This window comes from Streptomyces sp. MUM 2J, from assembly GCF_022414535.1.
Taxonomy (GTDB): domain Bacteria; phylum Actinomycetota; class Actinomycetes; order Streptomycetales; family Streptomycetaceae; genus Streptomyces.
In genome coordinates this window covers 56174-72962 of the sequence record NZ_JADWYM010000014.1, presented here as the reverse complement: position 1 = coordinate 72962, position 16789 = coordinate 56174, and the positions used below count along the sequence as shown (strand labels likewise).

At 69.7% G+C, this 16789-nt stretch carries 17 protein-coding genes and 1 riboswitch; of the genes, 11 read left to right on the top strand and 6 right to left on the bottom strand.

Features of this window, described 5'->3' with window-relative positions; translation table 11 throughout:
• Positions 1–41: 41 nt before the first annotated feature.
• Positions 42–1130, top strand: coding sequence for a metallophosphoesterase (locus tag I3F54_RS14805; RefSeq protein ID WP_275676182.1), 1089 nt, complete (start codon positions 42–44; stop codon positions 1128–1130).
• Positions 1131–1319: 189 nt separating this feature from the next.
• Positions 1320–2189, top strand: coding sequence for a hypothetical protein (locus I3F54_RS14800; RefSeq protein ID WP_240119204.1), 870 nt, complete (start codon positions 1320–1322; stop codon positions 2187–2189).
• Between the two features lie 181 nt (positions 2190–2370).
• Here the strand turns inward: I3F54_RS14800 and thiC are convergent, their stop codons facing one another.
• Entirely contained in the window at positions 2371–4179 is a 1809-nt protein-coding gene (gene thiC / locus I3F54_RS14795; protein WP_240119203.1) for a phosphomethylpyrimidine synthase ThiC, read from the bottom strand.
• Positions 4172–4359: riboswitch (TPP riboswitch) on the bottom strand. It overlaps the preceding gene by 8 nt.
• A gap of 71 nt (positions 4360–4430) precedes the next feature.
• Between thiC and I3F54_RS14790 the strand changes: the two genes are divergently transcribed.
• Positions 4431–5792, top strand: a complete 1362-nt coding sequence (locus I3F54_RS14790) for a YibE/F family protein (RefSeq protein ID WP_240119202.1) — start codon at positions 4431–4433, stop codon at positions 5790–5792.
• A gap of 82 nt (positions 5793–5874) precedes the next feature.
• Here I3F54_RS14790 and I3F54_RS14785 read toward each other — a convergent pair whose 3' ends face one another.
• From I3F54_RS14785 to I3F54_RS14770, 4 genes are all read right to left on the bottom strand, one after another.
• Positions 5875–6321 (bottom strand): SsgA family sporulation/cell division regulator, encoded by a 447-nt coding sequence (locus I3F54_RS14785; RefSeq protein ID WP_240119201.1) that lies wholly within the window; start codon positions 6319–6321, stop codon positions 5875–5877.
• A 98-nt stretch (positions 6322–6419) separates the two neighbouring features.
• A complete protein-coding gene (locus I3F54_RS14780; protein ID WP_240119200.1) occupies positions 6420–7283 on the bottom strand; it encodes an IclR family transcriptional regulator in 864 nt (287 codons plus the stop codon).
• Between the two features lie 199 nt (positions 7284–7482).
• Positions 7483–7695 (bottom strand): DUF5326 family protein, encoded by a 213-nt coding sequence (locus I3F54_RS14775; protein ID WP_240119199.1) that lies wholly within the window; start codon positions 7693–7695, stop codon positions 7483–7485.
• Between the two features lie 171 nt (positions 7696–7866).
• Complete coding sequence (locus I3F54_RS14770; RefSeq protein WP_240119198.1) at positions 7867–8184, bottom strand: cupin domain-containing protein; 318 nt, start codon at positions 8182–8184, stop codon at positions 7867–7869.
• Positions 8185–8254: 70 nt separating this feature from the next.
• Between I3F54_RS14770 and I3F54_RS14765 the strand changes: the two genes are divergently transcribed.
• From I3F54_RS14765 to I3F54_RS14735, 7 genes are all read left to right on the top strand, one after another.
• The gene (locus I3F54_RS14765) at positions 8255–8632 is read left to right on the top strand and encodes a phage holin family protein (protein ID WP_240119197.1); all 378 of its coding nucleotides are present in this window, start codon (positions 8255–8257) and stop codon (positions 8630–8632) included.
• A 5-nt stretch (positions 8633–8637) separates the two neighbouring features.
• Positions 8638–9126: a low molecular weight protein-tyrosine-phosphatase gene (locus I3F54_RS14760; protein ID WP_240119196.1), complete on the top strand. Its 489-nt coding sequence runs from the start codon at positions 8638–8640 to the stop codon at positions 9124–9126.
• Complete coding sequence (locus tag I3F54_RS14755; protein ID WP_240119195.1) at positions 9123–10274, top strand: cystathionine gamma-lyase; 1152 nt, start codon at positions 9123–9125, stop codon at positions 10272–10274. The genes I3F54_RS14760 and I3F54_RS14755 overlap by 4 nt, the downstream gene beginning before the upstream one ends.
• Before the next feature lie 231 nt (positions 10275–10505).
• Positions 10506–11411, top strand: coding sequence for a LysR family transcriptional regulator (locus I3F54_RS14750; protein ID WP_240119194.1), 906 nt, complete (start codon positions 10506–10508; stop codon positions 11409–11411).
• Positions 11412–11511: 100 nt separating this feature from the next.
• A complete protein-coding gene (locus tag I3F54_RS14745; protein ID WP_240119193.1) occupies positions 11512–11994 on the top strand; it encodes an NUDIX domain-containing protein in 483 nt (160 codons plus the stop codon).
• A 164-nt stretch (positions 11995–12158) separates the two neighbouring features.
• Positions 12159–13040 (top strand): GNAT family N-acetyltransferase, encoded by an 882-nt coding sequence (locus I3F54_RS14740; RefSeq protein WP_240119192.1) that lies wholly within the window; start codon positions 12159–12161, stop codon positions 13038–13040.
• 102 nt (positions 13041–13142) lie between these two features.
• A complete protein-coding gene (locus I3F54_RS14735) occupies positions 13143–13622 on the top strand; it encodes a GNAT family N-acetyltransferase (RefSeq protein ID WP_240119191.1) in 480 nt (159 codons plus the stop codon).
• Between the two features lie 63 nt (positions 13623–13685).
• Here the strand turns inward: I3F54_RS14735 and I3F54_RS14730 are convergent, their stop codons facing one another.
• Positions 13686–15080, bottom strand: coding sequence for a serine hydrolase (locus I3F54_RS14730; RefSeq protein ID WP_240119190.1), 1395 nt, complete (start codon positions 15078–15080; stop codon positions 13686–13688).
• 193 nt (positions 15081–15273) lie between these two features.
• Between I3F54_RS14730 and I3F54_RS14725 the strand changes: the two genes are divergently transcribed.
• Positions 15274–16368: a hypothetical protein gene (locus I3F54_RS14725; protein ID WP_240119189.1), complete on the top strand. Its 1095-nt coding sequence runs from the start codon at positions 15274–15276 to the stop codon at positions 16366–16368.
• The last annotated feature ends 421 nt before the right edge of the window (positions 16369–16789 follow it).

Sequence of the window (16789 nt, the reverse complement as noted above, 5' to 3'; positions counted from 1 at the left end):
CGCTGCGACCAGGCAGTCCGAAGCGGTGCAGCTGCGGCGCGATGGTGGAGGGGTCGATGACTCAGGGGGCCGGTCAGGGACCCGAAACGGAGCGGACGGCGACGTTGCGCGACTTTCGGGTGCCCGCGTACGTCCACGAGACCGGTCCGTATGCCCACAGCACCCCTCCCGACGATGCCGGGGACCCCGCCGACACCCCGGAGGGATACACCCCCACCCAGCGCGACCTGCCCGTCATCAACCGCGGTGACACACTCCAGGTGCCCGTCGAGCCGGCGCCGGCCGCACCGGCACCGCAGTCCGCCGCCGGTCCCGGTCCCCTGTACGTCGTCGGCGACGTACACGGATACCTCGACGAACTGGTGGCCGCGCTGCAGGAGAGCGGACTGATCGACGCCTCAGGTCAGTGGTGCGCGGGCGCCGCCCGGCTGTGGTTCCTCGGCGACTTCACCGACCGCGGCCCCGACGGCATCGGCGTCATCGACCTCGTGATGCGGCTGTCCGCCGAGGCCGCTGCCGCCGGCGGCTACTGCAAGGCCCTCATGGGCAACCACGAGCTGCTGCTGCTGGGCGCCAAGCGGTTCGGCGACACACCCGTCAACTCCGGCGCGGGCACCGCCACCTTCCAGGCGGCCTGGCTGCTCAACGGCGGCCAGAAGAGCGACATGGACCGGCTCCAGGACCACCACCTGCAGTGGATGGCCCGCCTCGACGCACTCACCGAGGTCGAGGACCACCTCCTGGTCCACTCGGACACCACCGCGTACCTCGACTACGGCTCCTCGATCGAGGAGGTCAACGACACCGTCCACGAGGCCCTCACCCGCAACGACGCCGACGAGGTCTGGGACCTGTTCCGCAAGTTCACCAGGCGTTTCTCCTTCCGGGACGAGGGCGGCGCCGACGCCGTGCGCTCGCTGCTCGACACCTACGGCGGCACCCGCATCGTGCACGGCCACAGCCCCATCCCGTACCTGCTGGGCGAGGTCGGGTCCGAGGACGGCGAGGACGACTCCGGCCCGGTCGTCGCGGGCCCGCACGTCTACGCCGACGGCCTCGCCATCGCGATGGACGGTGGCGTGACCATGGCCGGAAAGCTGCTCGTCCAGCAACTTCCCCTGGACATCTGACCGTTCGCAGGGCCCCGCCCCCGGTCGGCCGTCGGCGAACGGCGCAGGCCAGAGGCGAATTTGTGGAAACCCCCTGTCACCCTGTGGCATGACGGCTCTACCATCGGCTTATCCGTAGCAGGCTCCCCTCCGTTTCTGCCCGACGGCTCGTTCGTCATGCGAGCCCCAAGCCCTACGGAGCATCGGGGGATGCACATGAACAGCGTTCCGCAGCACCTGCTCAGCGAGGACCGCCAGGAGTACGAGCGGCTCCTCGATGAGGCGCTGCGCTCCGCACCGAACCGACCGGAGCTGGCCGCTGTCGGACAGCGGCTCAACCCCGAACAACTGCGCACCATGGCGCTGAACGCCACCGCACTCATCACCGCGGCGGCCGCGACCGAGTACCAGCACTACGTGAAGATCCGCGAGGAAGTACGTCGTCCGGCACCCTCCGCCCCCAGCACCTCCGGCCGCGCTTCCCAGGCGGCGGAGCCGGGCACCGGCGCGGTGGGCCTCGCCACCACCACAGGAGAGGCCGCCGAGACCGCCGGCGCGGGCGCGGTGGCCGTCGTCGCCGTCCTCGCCCCGGTCCTCGCCGGAACCGCGGCGGCGATCTTCCTGCTCGTGGGCTACACCCTGAGGATGCTCGACCCCGCGCCGGCCTTCGCCCGGACCATGCTCACCGCAGGGTGGGTGTTCGGCGCCCTGACCGCGGCCTCGATCCTCGTCGCCACGGTCGGACTGCTGGTCACCGCCCTGCGTAACCGGCCCTCCCGCGCGTCCGGACCCTACGGCGAGCTGAACGAGGAGGTGGCCCGGGCCAAGGAGGCCTGGTGCGAGTCCCTCCTGGAACGGGGAATCCTGCCGTTCCTGCGCGAGGCCCTCGCCGACCCCGGCACCGCGGCCGCCGTGCATCGCGCGGCGCCGTCGGCGCCGACCGGGCGCATGCCGCGCCTGGGCTACGACCGTCCGGGATTCAGCAGTCCCGAGGACGGCTCCACGGGACCGCGTCCGAGCTTCACCAGCCCCGACTTCAGCAGTCCGGATTTCGGGGGCCCGGAACACCAGCCGGAATAGCCCGTCGGCCCGCTCCTCCGCCCAGCGGTGGTGCAGGCCGATCGGGCAGCCGCCCCGCACGCGACTGACCGGGTCGTACGACACCGGCAGCCGCGTGAGCGGTGCGGGGGGGCGTGCCCGATGGGGACCCGGCCGGCCTCGTGGCCGCCCGTGCCCCGGCACGCCACCTTCCGACCTGCCGTCAGTCGGCGATCGGCAGATACACGCGGTTGCCCGCGGCGGCGAACTCCCTGGACTTCTGCGCCATGCCGTCCTCGATGTCGGCCCGGCTGGAGCCGTGCTCGCGGCGGATGTCCTGGGAGATCTTCATGCTGCAGAACTTCGGCCCGCACATCGAGCAGAAGTGGGCGGTCTTGGCGGGCTCGGCCGGCAGCGTCTCGTCGTGGAACTCCCGCGCCGTGTCGGGATCGAGGGCCAGATTGAACTGGTCCTCCCACCGGAACTCGAAGCGGGCGTCGGAGAGCGCGTCGTCCCATTCCTGCGCCCCGGGATGCCCCTTGGCGAGATCGGCTGCGTGAGCGGCGATCTTGTAGGTGATGACGCCGGTCTTGACGTCGTCGCGGTTGGGCAGGCCCAGGTGCTCCTTGGGCGTGACGTAGCAGAGCATGGCCGTGCCCCACCAGGCGATCATGGCAGCGCCGATACCGGATGTGATGTGGTCGTACGCCGGCGCGACGTCCGTCGTCAGCGGGCCGAGCGTATAGAACGGCGCTTCATCGCAGATCTCCTGCTGAAGGTCGATGTTCTCCTTGATCTTGTGCATCGGGACGTGGCCCGGGCCCTCGATCATCGTCTGCACCTCAAAACGCCTGGCGACGCGGTTGAGTTCCCCGAGTGTCCTCAGCTCCGCGAACTGGGCCTCGTCGTTGGCGTCGGCGATCGAACCGGGCCGGAGGCCGTCACCGAGGGAGTAGGTGACGTCGTAGGTGGCGAGGATCTCGCAGAGTTCCTCGAAGTTCTCGTAGAGGAACGATTCCTTGTGGTGTGCCAGGCACCAGGCAGCCATGATCGAGCCGCCGCGCGAGACGATGCCGGTCTTGCGGTTGGCCGTGAGCGGCACGTGCGCCAGGCGCACCCCGGCGTGGACGGTCATGTAGTCCACGCCCTGCTCGGCCTGCTCGATGACCGTGTCCTTGTAGATCTCCCAGGTCAGCTCCTCGGCCTTGCCGTCGACCTTCTCCAGCGCCTGGTAGAGGGGCACGGTGCCGATGGGGACGGGTGAGTTGCGCAGCACCCACTCGCGGGTGGTGTGGATGTTCCGGCCGGTGGACAGGTCCATGACCGTGTCGGCGCCCCAACGGGTCGCCCAGGTCATCTTCTCGACCTCCTCCTCGATGGAGGAGGTCACGGCGGAGTTGCCGATGTTGGCGTTGACCTTCACCAGGAACCGCTTGCCGATGATCATCGGCTCGATCTCCGGGTGGTTGACGTTGGCGGGCAGCACGGCCCGGCCTGCCGCGATCTCCTCGCGGACGACCTCGGGGGAGACGTTCTCCCGGATCGCGACGAACTCCATCTCGGGCGTGATCTCACCTCGTCGCGCATACGCGAGTTGCGTCACGGCCGCGCCCTCACGGCCACGGCGCGGCTGGCGCGGACGGCCGGGGAAGACCGCGTCGAGATTCCGCAGGCCTCCACGCGGCGAGGTGTGCTTGACGCCGTCGTCCTCAGGGCGGACGGGACGTCCCGCGTACTCCTCGGTGTCGCCGCGAGCAATGATCCAGTTCTCCCGCAGCGGTAGCAGCCCCCTGCGGACATCCGTGTCGACGAGTGGATCGGTGTACGGGCCGGATGTGTCGTACAACGTGACCGAATTCCCGTTGGTGAGATGCACCTGACGGACCGGCACCCGCAGGTCGGGGCGTGCTCCCTCGACGTACGCCTTGTGCCAGCCGATGGACGTCCCGGCCTCCCCGTTCAACGGTGCGTCGGCAGATCCGTCGGCCTGGATCTGCGCGGAGGCAGGCGTGCGTGCGTCCTTGTTGGTCATGAGACCTACTCCCTACGCCGGCATTACCCGGTAACAGGTTCGGCGGTCGACGCAGCGGTCACCGTCTTCCAGGTTTCGCGTGAAACATCACAGGGTGACGTGACGTTCCACGTGAAACACCGCAAAGACGAAGGTCAGCGCCCTCTCAGCCCGGTGCTCCGAGCTCCCGCGTGTGCAAAGGTGCCTCCACGCTAGCGTCAATTCGGGCGCGGTGAACAGAGGGCCCCCCTCGTTGTTGCGATGATCGGTCGGTGACCACGACACACCAGCCCCCGTATCGCCCGGATCCCGGACCCGAAGGTGGACACGGCCACTCGCACGGTCACAGCCACCATCATGGCCCGGCAGCGCCCGTCTCCCGGCACCTGCGCAAGGTCATCGCGGCCGTTCTCATCCCGTTCGCCGCTGCCGTGGTGGTCGGGCTCGCCGTGCTGTGGCCCGGCGGTGCGCCGGCGCACGCGCGTACGGGCGTCGGCTTCGACCGGCAGACGCAGCAGGCAACGGTCACCGAGGTCGTCGACGTGAGCTGCACGTCCGTCCATGCCTCGGGGGGCGCCCAGGCCGGAAGCACCTCCGCGGCCGGAGGGTCATCCGCCCAGGAGCGTGCGGCCGGCACCTGCAAGAAGGCGACGATCCGCGTCGACTCGGGCGAGGACCGGGGCCGTACGTTCACCGAGATCGTGCAACCGGACCAGTCCCGCCAGCTCCACCGGGGCGAGGAGGTCGTGGTCGCCTACGAGCCCTCCGCCCCTAGGGAACTGCAGTACTCGGTGGCCGACGTCAACCGCCGCTTCCCGCTGGCGCTGCTCGCCGGAATCTTCGCGCTCGCCGTTGTACTGGTCGGGCGGCTGAGGGGCGTGATGGCTCTGGTCGCGCTGGCCATCAGCTTCCTTGTGCTGAACTTCTTCATCCTGCCGGCGATCCTGCAGGGCTCGAACCCACTGCTCGTGGCGGTCGTCGGCGCCAGCGCGATCATGCTGATCGCGCTCTACCTGTGTCACGGCCTGTCGGCCCGGACCTCGGTGGCTGTGCTCGGCACGCTCGTCTCCCTGCTGCTGATCGGCGTCCTCGGCTCACTGTTCATCGGCTGGGCGGCACTCACCGGCAACACCGACGACAACACCGGTCTGATCCACGGCTTGTATCCGTCGATCGACATGAGCGGTCTCCTGCTCGCCGGAGTCATCATCGGCTCGCTGGGTGTGCTCGACGATGTGACGGTCACGCAGACCTCGGCGGTCTGGGAACTGCACGAGGCGAACCCGTCAATGGGCTGGCGCGGTTTGTACCGCGCCGGCATCCGCATCGGGCGGGACCACATCGCGTCCGTCGTCAACACACTGGTTCTGGCCTATGCGGGCGCGGCGCTGCCGCTGCTGCTGCTCTTCTCCATCGCGCAGAGCAGCGTGGGGGCGGTCGCCAACAGCGAGCTGGTCGCCGAGGAGATCGTCCGTACGCTGATCGGTTCCATCGGCCTGGTCGCCTCGGTCCCGGTCACCACGGCGCTGGCGGCGCTGGTGGTCTCGGCGGACCGTCCGGGGTCACCGGCCCCGGACAAGGTGACGAACGGGACAGCGGTGCGCGGCGGGCGGGGGCGGCGGCGGAAGCGCTGATCGAGGTGGGCCCGGCCCGCTGAAGAAGCGTTCCTGCGCCCCTCCTCCCGAAGGGAAGCCTTCCGCCGCCCGCACCGCCGGCTCAGCCCGCGCTCTGCTCCTCGGCCAGGATGCGGCCCAGGGCCTCGTCGAGATGGGCGTCGAAGTCGGCCAGGGAGCCCTCCTGCCCCAGCGGCACCAGCTTGTCGGTGCGGTCGAGGAAGGCGACGAGCGGCACCGAGGAGGCGCGGAACACCGCCTGGTCGCTGCCGACCTGGAGTCTGATCAGTACTTCACCCAGGGTGTCCGGTTCCACCGGAGAGACCCGCACATCGCCCTCCCCACAGGGCCGGCCCAGCCCGTCGATCAGCAACTCACGGCCGAACACCCAGGTCACCGGGGAATCACCGGGCAGATGGAAGGTCAGCTGCACGGCATAGGGATCACCGGTCTCGTAGCGCAACTCCACCGGGATGCGGAAGGAGAGCTCCTCGGACACCAGGAAGCTCATCATGACCTCTGCGTGTACTGCCTGTGCGGACTCGCGCATCGCCTACCCCGTCATTTGCCGTCGACTGGCTGGGATGAATCCCTTGACACTGGTGGCATCTTGCTGAAAGTACACGGTGGATCACAAGGAGTAAGTTTTCAGATGCTGATAGAGACCGCGATGGTGCCGAGCAGCCGGCCGGCCTCGTCCTGGAGCTTGCGGACGGCGGGGAGCAGCCGGTCGGCCTGGTCGTGAGGCAGCGAGATGGCCATCGTCGCGGCCGTGGTGCCCACGGTGATCGGAATCGCCGCGCACACGGTTCCCAGCGCGTACTCCTGCCGCTCGATCACGGGTTCCATCCGCCGCATCCGGTCCAGGCGCCGTAGCAGCGTGCCGTGGTCGGACACCGTGTACGGGGTGATGGCCTGCACGGGGTAGCGGTCGAGGTGGTCGCGGCGGGCGTCCTGGTCGAGCTGGGAGAGCAGACACTGTCCGATGGCGTGCGCATGGCCGGTCTCGCGGAAGTCGGCCCACTCCTCGACCGCCGGATTGCCGGGGGTGTCGGAGACGCACATGACCTCGATCTCGCCCTCCCGATACAGGGCGTAATACACGGGCACACCGATCGAATCGCGCCAGTGTGCCAGCGCCTCGGCGATGGTGCTGCGACGTTTCTGCGCCGCTGCCCCGCTACTCAGCCGCCAGGCGGCCTCGCCCAGGAAGAACAACCCCTTGTCGCGCCGCAGATAGCCCTCGTGCACCAGGGTGCGCAGCAGGTGGTAGGCCGTGGGCAGAGCGAGACGGGTCTCACGGGCCAGGTGCTTGGCCGTGGCGCCGTGCTCGTGCCCGGCGACGGCCTCCAGCAGGCGCATCGCGCGCTGTACGGAGCTGATCAGGGTCGTCGGGGCGTGCGGCTGCGCCGTGACGTCCGGGGGCCCGGGCGGCTGCCGCGGCGGCGCGGAGGCACGCGGCTGTGCGGGGGGTGCGTGCCGTTCCGTGGGTGCGGTGCCGACCGTGGCCAAGGATCACTCCCGATACGCGAGGGGGGAGCCCGTGCCGGGGGAACACGGGTGCGGAGGCGAACACCGAGCGAGGGGGCGCCCCCGCGTCGGGTTCCGGACTTTAACCGTCGGCCACACCCCGCAGATGTCCTGTCCGGAAAACTTCCCCCGCCCGAGGGAACCGGCGCTTCTCCCGGCGATCAGCGGTCACCCGCGCCCCTCACCAGTCGCCGCGCGAGGACGAACCAGAGGTGAACTTCCTCACGATGTAGACCAGTCCGCCGACCAGCGCCACGAAGATCAGCAGCTTGAACAGCAGGCCGATCACGAAGCCGACGACGGTCGCTATGACGCTGCCGAACACGACCAGGGCGATGACGGGCACCGCGACCCACTTCACCCACCACGGCAGTCCCGCGAAGATCTCCCGCATTGTCCTCGCCTCTACCTTTCCGCCCGCTTCTGTGCCGGGCCGCCGAACCCGGTGTTCGCCGGGTGTTCTTGTTGTCCTGCCTCGATGCTAGGGCGCGGGCAGGGGCTCGCGGGGGTCTCGCACCCCTTGTCTCCCCCTGACCGATCCCCTAGGGAACCCGGAGGCGCCCGCTCAGCTCTCGGGCGGAGAGAACACCACGAGCACCCTCAGATCCTCGCTGATGTGGTGGAACCGGTGGCTGGCTCCGGCCGGCACGTAGACCACGCTGCCCCGCGCCACCTGGGTGGTCTCCGTGCCGACGGTGAGCGCGGCACGGCCGCTGACGACGAAGTACACCTCGTCCTGCCGGTGCGGCTTCTGCGGGTCGTGCTCACCGGCATCGAGCGCGTACAGACCGACCGACATGTTCCGCTCCCGCAGGAACTGGAGGTAGGCACCGTCGTTGGCGGCGCGCTCCGCCTCCAGCTCGTCCAACCGGAATGCCTTCATCGCCGTTGTCCGCCCTCGTCTCCGTACTCACATCTGCTCATGGCCGATTCCGTCTGCCACGATCAGACACATGAAGAATTTTGTAGTCAAGACGATCGCGAACGCGGGGGCCCTGGCCGTCGCCGTATGGCTGCTCGACAAGATCACCCTGACCGGTGACAGCACAGGCAGGAAGATAGGCACGCTTCTCCTCGTCGCCCTGGTCTTCGGCCTGGTCAACTCCGTGGTCAAGCCGATTGTGAAGGTGCTGACCTTCCCCTTGTTCATCCTGACGCTCGGGCTGTTCACGCTCATCGTCAACGCCCTGATGCTGCTGTTGACGTCCTGGGCCTGCGATCAGCTCGGCCTGAGCTTCCAGGTGGACGGCTTCTGGACCGCCGTCGTGGGCGGACTGATCATCTCGGTCGTCTCCTGGGCGCTCAACGTCATCCTGCCCGACGGGGACTGAACTCCATGGCCTACCGCGTCTGCTTCGTCTGCACCGGCAACATCTGCCGCTCCCCGATGGCCGAGTCCGTCTTCCGCGCGCGTGTGGCGGAGGCCGGGCTCGGCGGCCTGGTCGAGGCCGACAGCGCCGGCACCGGTGGCTGGCACGAGGGCGACGGCGCCGACCCGCGCACCGTGGCCGTCCTCGACGAGGCCGGCTACGGCACCGCCCACACCGCCCGCCGGTTCCGGTCGTCGTGGTTCTCCCACCTCGATTTGGTGATCGCCCTGGACTCCGGCCATCTGAAGGCCCTGCGCCGCCTGGCCCCCACCGAGGAGGACGCCGCCAAGGTACGCCTGCTGCGGTCATACGATCCCGCGGCCGGCGACCTGGAGGTGCCCGACCCCTACTACGGGGGCCCGGAAGGCTTCGAGGAGTGCCTTGAGATGGTGGAGGCAGCGAGCGACGGTCTGCTCGCCGCAGTACGTGCGCACGTGGAAGGGCGGACGGTATGAGCAACGCAGCACGGGGAGGGGGAGGCGGCACCGGGGAGGGCACGCGCGCGGTGCGTGCCGGACTGCCCGAGCCGGTCAAGCATGAGCCCACGCTCCCCGGCCCGGCCTTCGCCGCCCACTTCCACCTTCCGGGAGACCCGACGGGCCCGTACACCTACGGCAGGGACGAGAACCCGACCTGGACGTTGCTGGAGCGGGCCATCGGCGATCTGGAGGCACCCGGCGCAGAGGGAGCCGAGACGCTGGTCTTCGCCTCCGGCATGGCCGCCATCTCGGCCGTGCTCTTCTCCCGGTTGCGGGCCGGGGACGCGGTCGTGCTGCCCAGCGACGGGTACCAGGTGCTGCCTCTGGTGCGCGCCCAGCTGGAGGCCTACGGCGTCGAGGTGCGTACCGCGCCGACCGGGGGTGACGCACAACTGAAGGTCCTGGACGGCGCGAAGCTGCTGTGGATCGAGTCGCCGTCGAACCCCGGGCTGGACGTGTGCGACGTACGACGGCTGGTCGGGGCGGCCCACGCGGGCGGTGCCCTCGTCGCCGTCGACAACACTCTGGCGACACCGCTCGGGCAGCGTCCGCTGGAGCTGGGGGCCGACTTCGCCGTGGCCAGTGGGACCAAGCAGCTCACCGGCCACGGCGACGTCCTGCTGGGATACGTCGTCGGGCGGGATGCCGCGGCCATGGGCGCCGTACGCCGCTGGCGCAAGATCGTCGGTGCCATCCCTGGCCCCATGGAGGCCTGGCTCGCCCACCGCTCGATCGCCACGCTCCAGTTGCGGGTCGACCGGCAGAACGCCACGGCTCTGAAGGTGGCCGAGGCCCTGCGGGAGCAGCCGGAGGTGACCGGGCTGCGCTATCCGGGACTTCCTGACGACCCCTCGCACAGGATCGCCTCACAGCAGATGCGGCGCTACGGCTGCGTGATCTCGTTCGTGCTGCCCTCGCGCGCGCATGCCGACCGCTTCCTCGACGCGCTGCGGCTCGTCGACGACGCCACGAGTTTCGGGGGAGTGCGTTCCACGGCCGAACGGCGTGGGCGCTGGGGAGGGGACGCCGTGCCGGAGGGCTTCATCCGCATGTCGGTCGGCGCTGAGGATCCCGAGGACCTGGTGGCGGATGTGCTGCACGCGCTCCGGGAAGCGGCGCGCTGACCGCTCGGCAGACGGCCGGCAGAGTCCGGCTACGCAGATCGGACGGTCCGAGCCTCCCCCCTCGTGGCTCGGACCGTCCGCGGTTCTGCGCGCGAAGAACCGCGCGAACAAGGCTAGTTGACCGGGTGTCAGTGTCCAATCACGGTAGCGACAGAGACCTATCGACTTATTTATAGTTGAGCAGGGCCGGGGGGCTGCGGGAACGGGCGTGGGGACAAGGGAGGGTGCGGCATGGATCTGGCCTTGCTGCGCACTTTCGTGACCGTGCATCGGGCCGGCTCCTTCACCCGTGCAGCGGCCCTGCTCGGTCTCTCGCAGCCGGCGGTCACCGCACAGATCCGCGCCCTGGAACGGCAGCTCGGCCGCCCCCTGTTCCTGCGGCAGGCCCGCGGAGTGACCCCGACGACCATCGGTGACGAACTCGCCCACAAGGCGGCCCCGCATCTGGACGCCCTGGTGGAGATCACCGAGACCGGCCTCGACGACGAGTCCGCCCTGGGCACACTGCATCTCGCCGGCCCACTGGAGTTCACCGCCGAGCGGGCCCTGCCCGTGCTCACGGAACTGACCGGCGTCGAAGGCCAGGGGCTCGCGCTGCGCACCTCCTTCGGCACCGCCGAGGAAACCCTGGAGGGACTGGCCGCCGGGCACCACGATCTGGTCATCAGCTCCACCCGGCCCCGGGGCACACTGCTCACGGCGACCCCGCTGTGCGACGAGGAACATGTGCTTGTCGCCGCCCCACGCTGGGCCGATCGGCTCGGCATCGGAAAGGAACCTCCCAGGAACGCACCGTTCCTGGAGAGCGTCCCGGTCGTCGAGGTGCACGAGTCGCTTCCGTTCGTCTCCCGCTACTGGGGATCGGTCTTCGACAGCCGGCCTGCCGCGTGGGGCACCGTCATCGTCCCGGATCTGCGCGCCGTCCTCGCCTGCGCCGCGGCGGGCGCCGGGCTTGCGGTGCTACCCCGCTATCTGTGTACCGGCGCTCTGGAGCGCGGGGACGTCGTGGCCCTGCACGAGCCGGCGGTGCCACCGCTGCGCACGTACTTCCTGGCGGTGCGCACCGGCACCCTCGCGATGCCGCACATCGCTCGTGCCCATGACTGGCTGCTGCACGCGGCCGCCGACTGGTCATGACCCCCCTCACCCGGCGGATTCACCCGGTCACCATTCGCGATGTTTCACGTGGAACGTGCCCAGATGTTTCACGTGGAACTGGCCGGGCCACATTTCTCCCATGACCGTCCGACCCGTGGTCAAGCGCACCGCGCGTGCCGTTCTGCTGGACGGCGACGACCTCATCCTGATCAAGCGCACCAAGCCCGGTGTGGACCCCTACTGGGTGACGCCCGGGGGTGGGGTCGAGCCCGAGGACTCCACCGTCGTCGACGCCCTGCACCGCGAGGTGTACGAGGAACTCGGCGCCAAGATCACCGACGTCGTGCCCTGCTTCGTCGACACCGTCGAGCACATCGGAGCGGACGGCGGCGCGACGGGGGTGAAGATCCAGCACTTCTTCGTCTGCCATCTGGCCTCCATGGACCCCTCTCTCCGACACGGCCCGGAGATGGACGAGCCCGCCGGTGAGTACGAGATCGTCCGGGTGCCGTTCACCCGCGTCGGTATCGCCTCCGTCCATCTCGTACCGCTGTCGCTGCGGCACTATCTCGACGGAAACATCGAGGGCGTCCGCGCGATGCATGCCCCCGACCTGGGCTGATCCGATCGGTGCTGCGGGCAGCAGGTGACGGTTCCGGCGTGCGGCGGCATGGAAGGGGTGCCGCACGGCAACGGAGCAGCGCGGGTCATCGCGTGGCCAAAAGCACGTCCGTCCCTCGGGAAACGAGTGGACGCGGGGGTCTTCGGTCGGACAGCCTGACCTGCGTGCCGACTGCTCTTCCCGCCGCTCTGCCCATCCGTCGTCTGACCCTCCGCGACCTGACTGCCTGCGCCGACCTGTCGGAGAACCGGGGGTGGCTACGCGAGGAGCACAAGTGGGGCTTCCTCCTCACCGCCGGCCGGGGCTACGGCATCGACGACCCGGACGGCGGACTCGTCAGCGCCTGCGTCGTCACACGCTACGGTCCGGAGGACCGGCCCGACCTCGGGGCGATCGGGATGGTGCTGGTCGCCGAGCGGCATGCCCGCCAGGGCATCGGCCGCCGCATGATGCGTCACGTCCTCGCCGACATGGGCACCACGCCGATGACCCTGCACGCCACCCCGTACGGCCGCCCGCTCTACGAAGAGCTCGGGTTCAAGGTCATCGGCCGGACGGAGATGGTGCTCGGGCGCTTCTCCCCGCACGGCACCGACATGGAGGGCACCCGCTCGGGCGTCACCACCCGAGCCGCGACCGCCGAGGACCTCACTGCGATCCTCCGCCTCGACGAGGAGGTGCTGGGCACCGACCGGACCCCCATCGTCACCCGGCTGCCCGCCTTCGCCGACCGGCTGCACGTCGCCGAGGAGTGCGGCCGGATCACGGGCTACGCGGCGGTCTGGCCCAATATGCACACGCACGTCGTAGGACCGCTCATCGCCCGTGACACGCAGACCGCGAAGGCCCTCGTGACGTCCCTGGCCGCCCGCAGTGACCGTCCACTGCGCACCGACATCGATGTACGGCACGAGGAACTGCTGGCCTGGGTCAAGGAGCACGGCCTGGCGTCCGTCGCCTTCAACGATGTGATGAGTCTCGGCAGGACGGAGCTTCCGGGTGACTGGCGCAGGAGATTCGCCCCGGTGACGGTGGCCGCGGTCTGACCGGCGGGCAGGAGAGGGCACGGCCGGCTGCCATGGTCGCATGCGCGCGCCATGTGCCTCGCTGGAGGTGCCCGGCCGGAGGGTGCCCAGAGGGTGCGGCACATGGGAGATCCTGCACCACGACCCGGAACCGGCGATCTGCACATGCGGCCCGCCACCGAGGACGACCTCCCGGCCGTCGTCGCGATGCTGGCGGACGACCCCCTCGGCGCCCAACGTGAAGCACCGGACAACCTGGCGCCCTATCGGGCAGCACTGGAACGGCTCAGCACCGACCCGCTCCAGCACGTGATCGTGGCCGTACGGAGCGACCGCATCGTCGGCAGCCTCCAGCTCACGATCATCCCGGGGCTGTCCCGGCGCGGGTCCACCCGGTCGATCATCGAGGGCGTCCGCGTGCATGCCGGCGAACGGGGCAGTGGCCTCGGCGCCCGGCTGATCGAGTGGGCCGTGGAGACATCCCGCCGCGAGGGCTGCCAGCTGGTGCAGATGGCCTCGGACGCGTCCCGAACAGATGCCCACCGGTTCTACGAGCGCCTCGGGTTCACCGCGTCGCATGCGGGCTTCAAGCTGCCACTCTGACGGTCACCAAGGGGCTGTTCCACGTGAAACAGCCCCTTGGTGACCGTGGCCTCTCGGCACCGCCTATCCGATGCCGCGCCACCCCTCCGGATCCACCCCGCCCGGCACTGCTGCCCCCTCCTCGTAGGGCCGGCGCGTGAAGACGAACGTGCCCAGGTCCAGGTGGTCCACCGTCCCGTCCGCCCGCCGTACCACCCTCAGCAGCTCACCGGCGAAGTAGCCGTCCAGTCCGGTCCAGGTTCCGTCGCCGTTCGGCCGCAGCCGCGCACGGCGTCCGCTGCCGGACAGGGGGTCCAGTGCCAGCAGGCCATCAGCCCTCGGACGCAGGACGACCCCGTTCGTCCCCCAGTACCACGGCCCTGCCAGCTCCAGCACGGCCGGATCGACGTGCATCAACGGACGCCACGGCTCGGGAATCCGGGGCTCGGCCTCGGCGACGATGCGCACGAGATCGCCGGCCACGGCCGACACCTGGGGCCCGGAGGTGCAGTTGGCCAGCACCACCGCCGCGACGTCGTCCGCCACGCTGATGCTGAGGTTCGCCAGGAAGCCCGGCACGGATCCGCTGTGCCCTGCGAGCAGACGCCCGCCCTTGTACTGGAGCTGCATCCCGAGGCCGTAGGTGACACCGTCCGCCAGATCTGCGGCCTCGGCAGGCGCAGCCGGCGTCCGCATCTCCCGCACGCTCCGCGCGCTCAGTACCCGGTCGTCCCCCTCGGCCAGGAAGGTCGCGAAGCGTGCCAGGTCGCCGGTGGTCGACCAGAGTTGTCCGGCCGGCTCCATCCGCCCGAAGTCCTGCGCGGGCTCCGGCAACAGCACATCGGCCCACGGGTGCACCGCCCAGCCGCCCACGTGCGGTGCGCGAGGCCGTACGCCCGTCCGCTCAAGGCCCAGCGGGTGGAGCACCTCTCGCTGAAGGACGTCCTCCCACGGGGCACCCCGAAGCTGTTCGACGAGGGCCCCGAGCAGGGTGTAACCGGGGTTCGAGTAGTGGAACCGCCGCCCGACCGGGTGCCGGTGGGGCTCGTCGCCCAGCACGTCCGACAGCTCCGGGCGCAACGAGCCAGGGCTGCGCTCCCACCAGGGCCCCGTCGACGCCTCAGCTGCCAGGCCGCCGGTGTGGGCGAGCAGATCGGCGATCGTCGCCTCCCCCGCCCCCGTGCCCGTGCCCGGCAGATGCTTCTCCAGCGGGTCGTTGAGGTCGAGCAGCCCCTCGTCGCGCAGCCGCAGGGCGAGTACCGCGGTGAAGGTCTTGGTGATCGAGCCGATGCGGTACTGCGTGTTCGCGTCCGGAGCCTGCCCGTCGAGCGATGTCCGCGCGCCGTCCCACACCCGCTGTCCGCCCCGCACGACGGCGGCAGCGAGTGACGGTGTACGCCCATCGCTCTGGGCCACCGCGATCCGGTGCAGCAGCGCACGCCGCGTGGTCGGAAGCAGCCCCTGCTGAGAAGTCGTCATGCGTACAGTCCACCCCGCCCGGGCCCACTCGTCGAGCGCATATGCCCTCAGCCCCGGCGCGCTGTGCACCAGGGGGGCCGGCCGACCACGGACTCCAGCTGCCGCAGCCGGCGTTGTCCCTGGGGGTGTTGTGATGGTGGACCGCCGCGCGAGCGCGGCACGCGACCCGGCCGGCTCAGCGTCTGGTCATCAGATGAAGGCCAAGGCCGTCGAGGGCCTCTCGGGCACGTCCGAGGAGCTCAACAGCATCGTCGGTCCCGGTACTTACCTGGGCCTGTACCCGATCGGGCAGGCCAACAGCGAGGACCGGGAGGCCTCGTTCGACTACCGGAACGGACTCGGTGCCAGGTCGACCGCGCTGGAAGAAGCAAACAAGCCGTATGCCTCCAACGCGTTCTACAGCGAGGAGATGAACTGGCACATCCCGGAGTTCGACGCCGAGGTTCTTCAGTTCACCCTGTTCACCCTGTTCACCCTGTTCACCCAAGAAGAGATCTCCCAGCAGCTCGGTTGGGACGGGCACACCAATGCCGGCCCCGGGGCGGTCGCCCGGGCCCGGGAGATCACCGAGGAGAACAAGGGCAAGAACGCCACCAACGACTTCATCGCAGACTCCTCGTTCTCGGACAGCGATGTCTACGACACGCGGTACTCCGGCGGCACCACCGCCCACGACGTGGCCTCCTGTCTGCGCTACGGCGGCTTTCCGACCAAGGCACCCGCCAAGGACTCCGCGGAGTACCGCGTACTGGTGGAGAACCTGAAGCAGGCCTGGTCCGAGTGCAGCTGGCAGAACCCGCTGGACGGCAACCGGGTCCTCAACGGTCCCGTCATGGCCGCGAGCACCGAGTGGGAGCAGGAGCACGCCGGCCAGGCCAAGCAACGCAACACGATCATCCAGGCGGAGACGGACGCCGCAGCCGAGACCCGCGCGGCCACGGACGACATGGTCCGGGCCATCCAGCGGGCCTGGCGTGCCGACCAGATCCTGACCTGGCAGAAGGTCGTCGCGGAAGAGCTCGTCGCGGACCCCGACTCCCAGTTCAAGCCCGAACCCGAGCTGTACGAGCGGGCAGACACCGACCTCGCCGACGCGCGGAGCAAGGCCGATGAACTGGTGGCTTCGGCCAACGGTCACGCCAAGGCAGCCGCTGCGGCAGCCGAACGCGGCACCACCGCGCAGCAGGAGGCGTGGGGCATCGCCGACGCCACCGACGTGCCGCGCTGGAGCGGGTGGTGTCCGAGGCCTGTGCAGACCTCGGACACCGTCTGTTCCTGCGCGCCCTGAAGAGGCCTACGGGGTGCAGGTGCCCGAACGCCGCTGCGAGGCCTTCACGGCGCTCGGTGAGCGGTTCGGGTACTCCGACTATCTGGTCGACTGCGGTCTGAACGTCGTGTACGACGACTGACGGAGACGGCGGGCGGCCCGCACTCGCCGGACCTCATCGAACTCCTCCCGGGTCAGTTGCTCCGAATTGTGGCCTTTCCCACTCCGCACAAGCAGTTCTGAGGTGAGTCCGTGCTTCTTCTCCTACGCTACTGACCTTCAAAGCGTGTTGTCGGCAGGGGCTGACGCGTGATCCCTGCGGTATGCCGACTGCATGAGGTGTGCACGAGATCAAGGACCTTGCGGCGGAATTCGGGCGGATGGCTGCGGGGCCCCGAGCACGAGGACTACCGGCGAGCCCCGGCCGCGCACCGATGAGTTT

Bases quoted from the DNA above. Each gene is read 5' to 3' on its own strand.
- I3F54_RS14805 (WP_275676182.1), top strand. From the start codon at position 42: ATGGTGGAGGGGTCGATGACTCAGGGGGCCGGTCAGGGACCCGAAACG.
- I3F54_RS14800 (WP_240119204.1), top strand. From the start codon at position 1,320: ATGCACATGAACAGCGTTCCGCAGCACCTGCTCAGCGAGGACCGCCAG.
- thiC (WP_240119203.1), bottom strand. From the start codon at position 4,179: ATGACCAACAAGGACGCACGCACGCCTGCCTCCGCGCAGATCCAGGCC.
- I3F54_RS14785 (WP_240119201.1), bottom strand. From the start codon at position 6,321: ATGCGCGAGTCCGCACAGGCAGTACACGCAGAGGTCATGATGAGCTTC.
- I3F54_RS14775 (WP_240119199.1), bottom strand. From the start codon at position 7,695: ATGCGGGAGATCTTCGCGGGACTGCCGTGGTGGGTGAAGTGGGTCGCG.
- I3F54_RS14770 (WP_240119198.1), bottom strand. From the start codon at position 8,184: ATGAAGGCATTCCGGTTGGACGAGCTGGAGGCGGAGCGCGCCGCCAAC.
- I3F54_RS14765 (WP_240119197.1), top strand. From the start codon at position 8,255: ATGAAGAATTTTGTAGTCAAGACGATCGCGAACGCGGGGGCCCTGGCC.
- I3F54_RS14760 (WP_240119196.1), top strand. From the start codon at position 8,638: ATGGCCTACCGCGTCTGCTTCGTCTGCACCGGCAACATCTGCCGCTCC.
- I3F54_RS14755 (WP_240119195.1), top strand. From the start codon at position 9,123: ATGAGCAACGCAGCACGGGGAGGGGGAGGCGGCACCGGGGAGGGCACG.
- I3F54_RS14750 (WP_240119194.1), top strand. From the start codon at position 10,506: ATGGATCTGGCCTTGCTGCGCACTTTCGTGACCGTGCATCGGGCCGGC.
- I3F54_RS14745 (WP_240119193.1), top strand. From the start codon at position 11,512: ATGACCGTCCGACCCGTGGTCAAGCGCACCGCGCGTGCCGTTCTGCTG.
- I3F54_RS14735 (WP_240119191.1), top strand. From the start codon at position 13,143: ATGGGAGATCCTGCACCACGACCCGGAACCGGCGATCTGCACATGCGG.
- I3F54_RS14730 (WP_240119190.1), bottom strand. From the start codon at position 15,080: ATGACGACTTCTCAGCAGGGGCTGCTTCCGACCACGCGGCGTGCGCTG.
- I3F54_RS14725 (WP_240119189.1), top strand. From the start codon at position 15,274: ATGAAGGCCAAGGCCGTCGAGGGCCTCTCGGGCACGTCCGAGGAGCTC.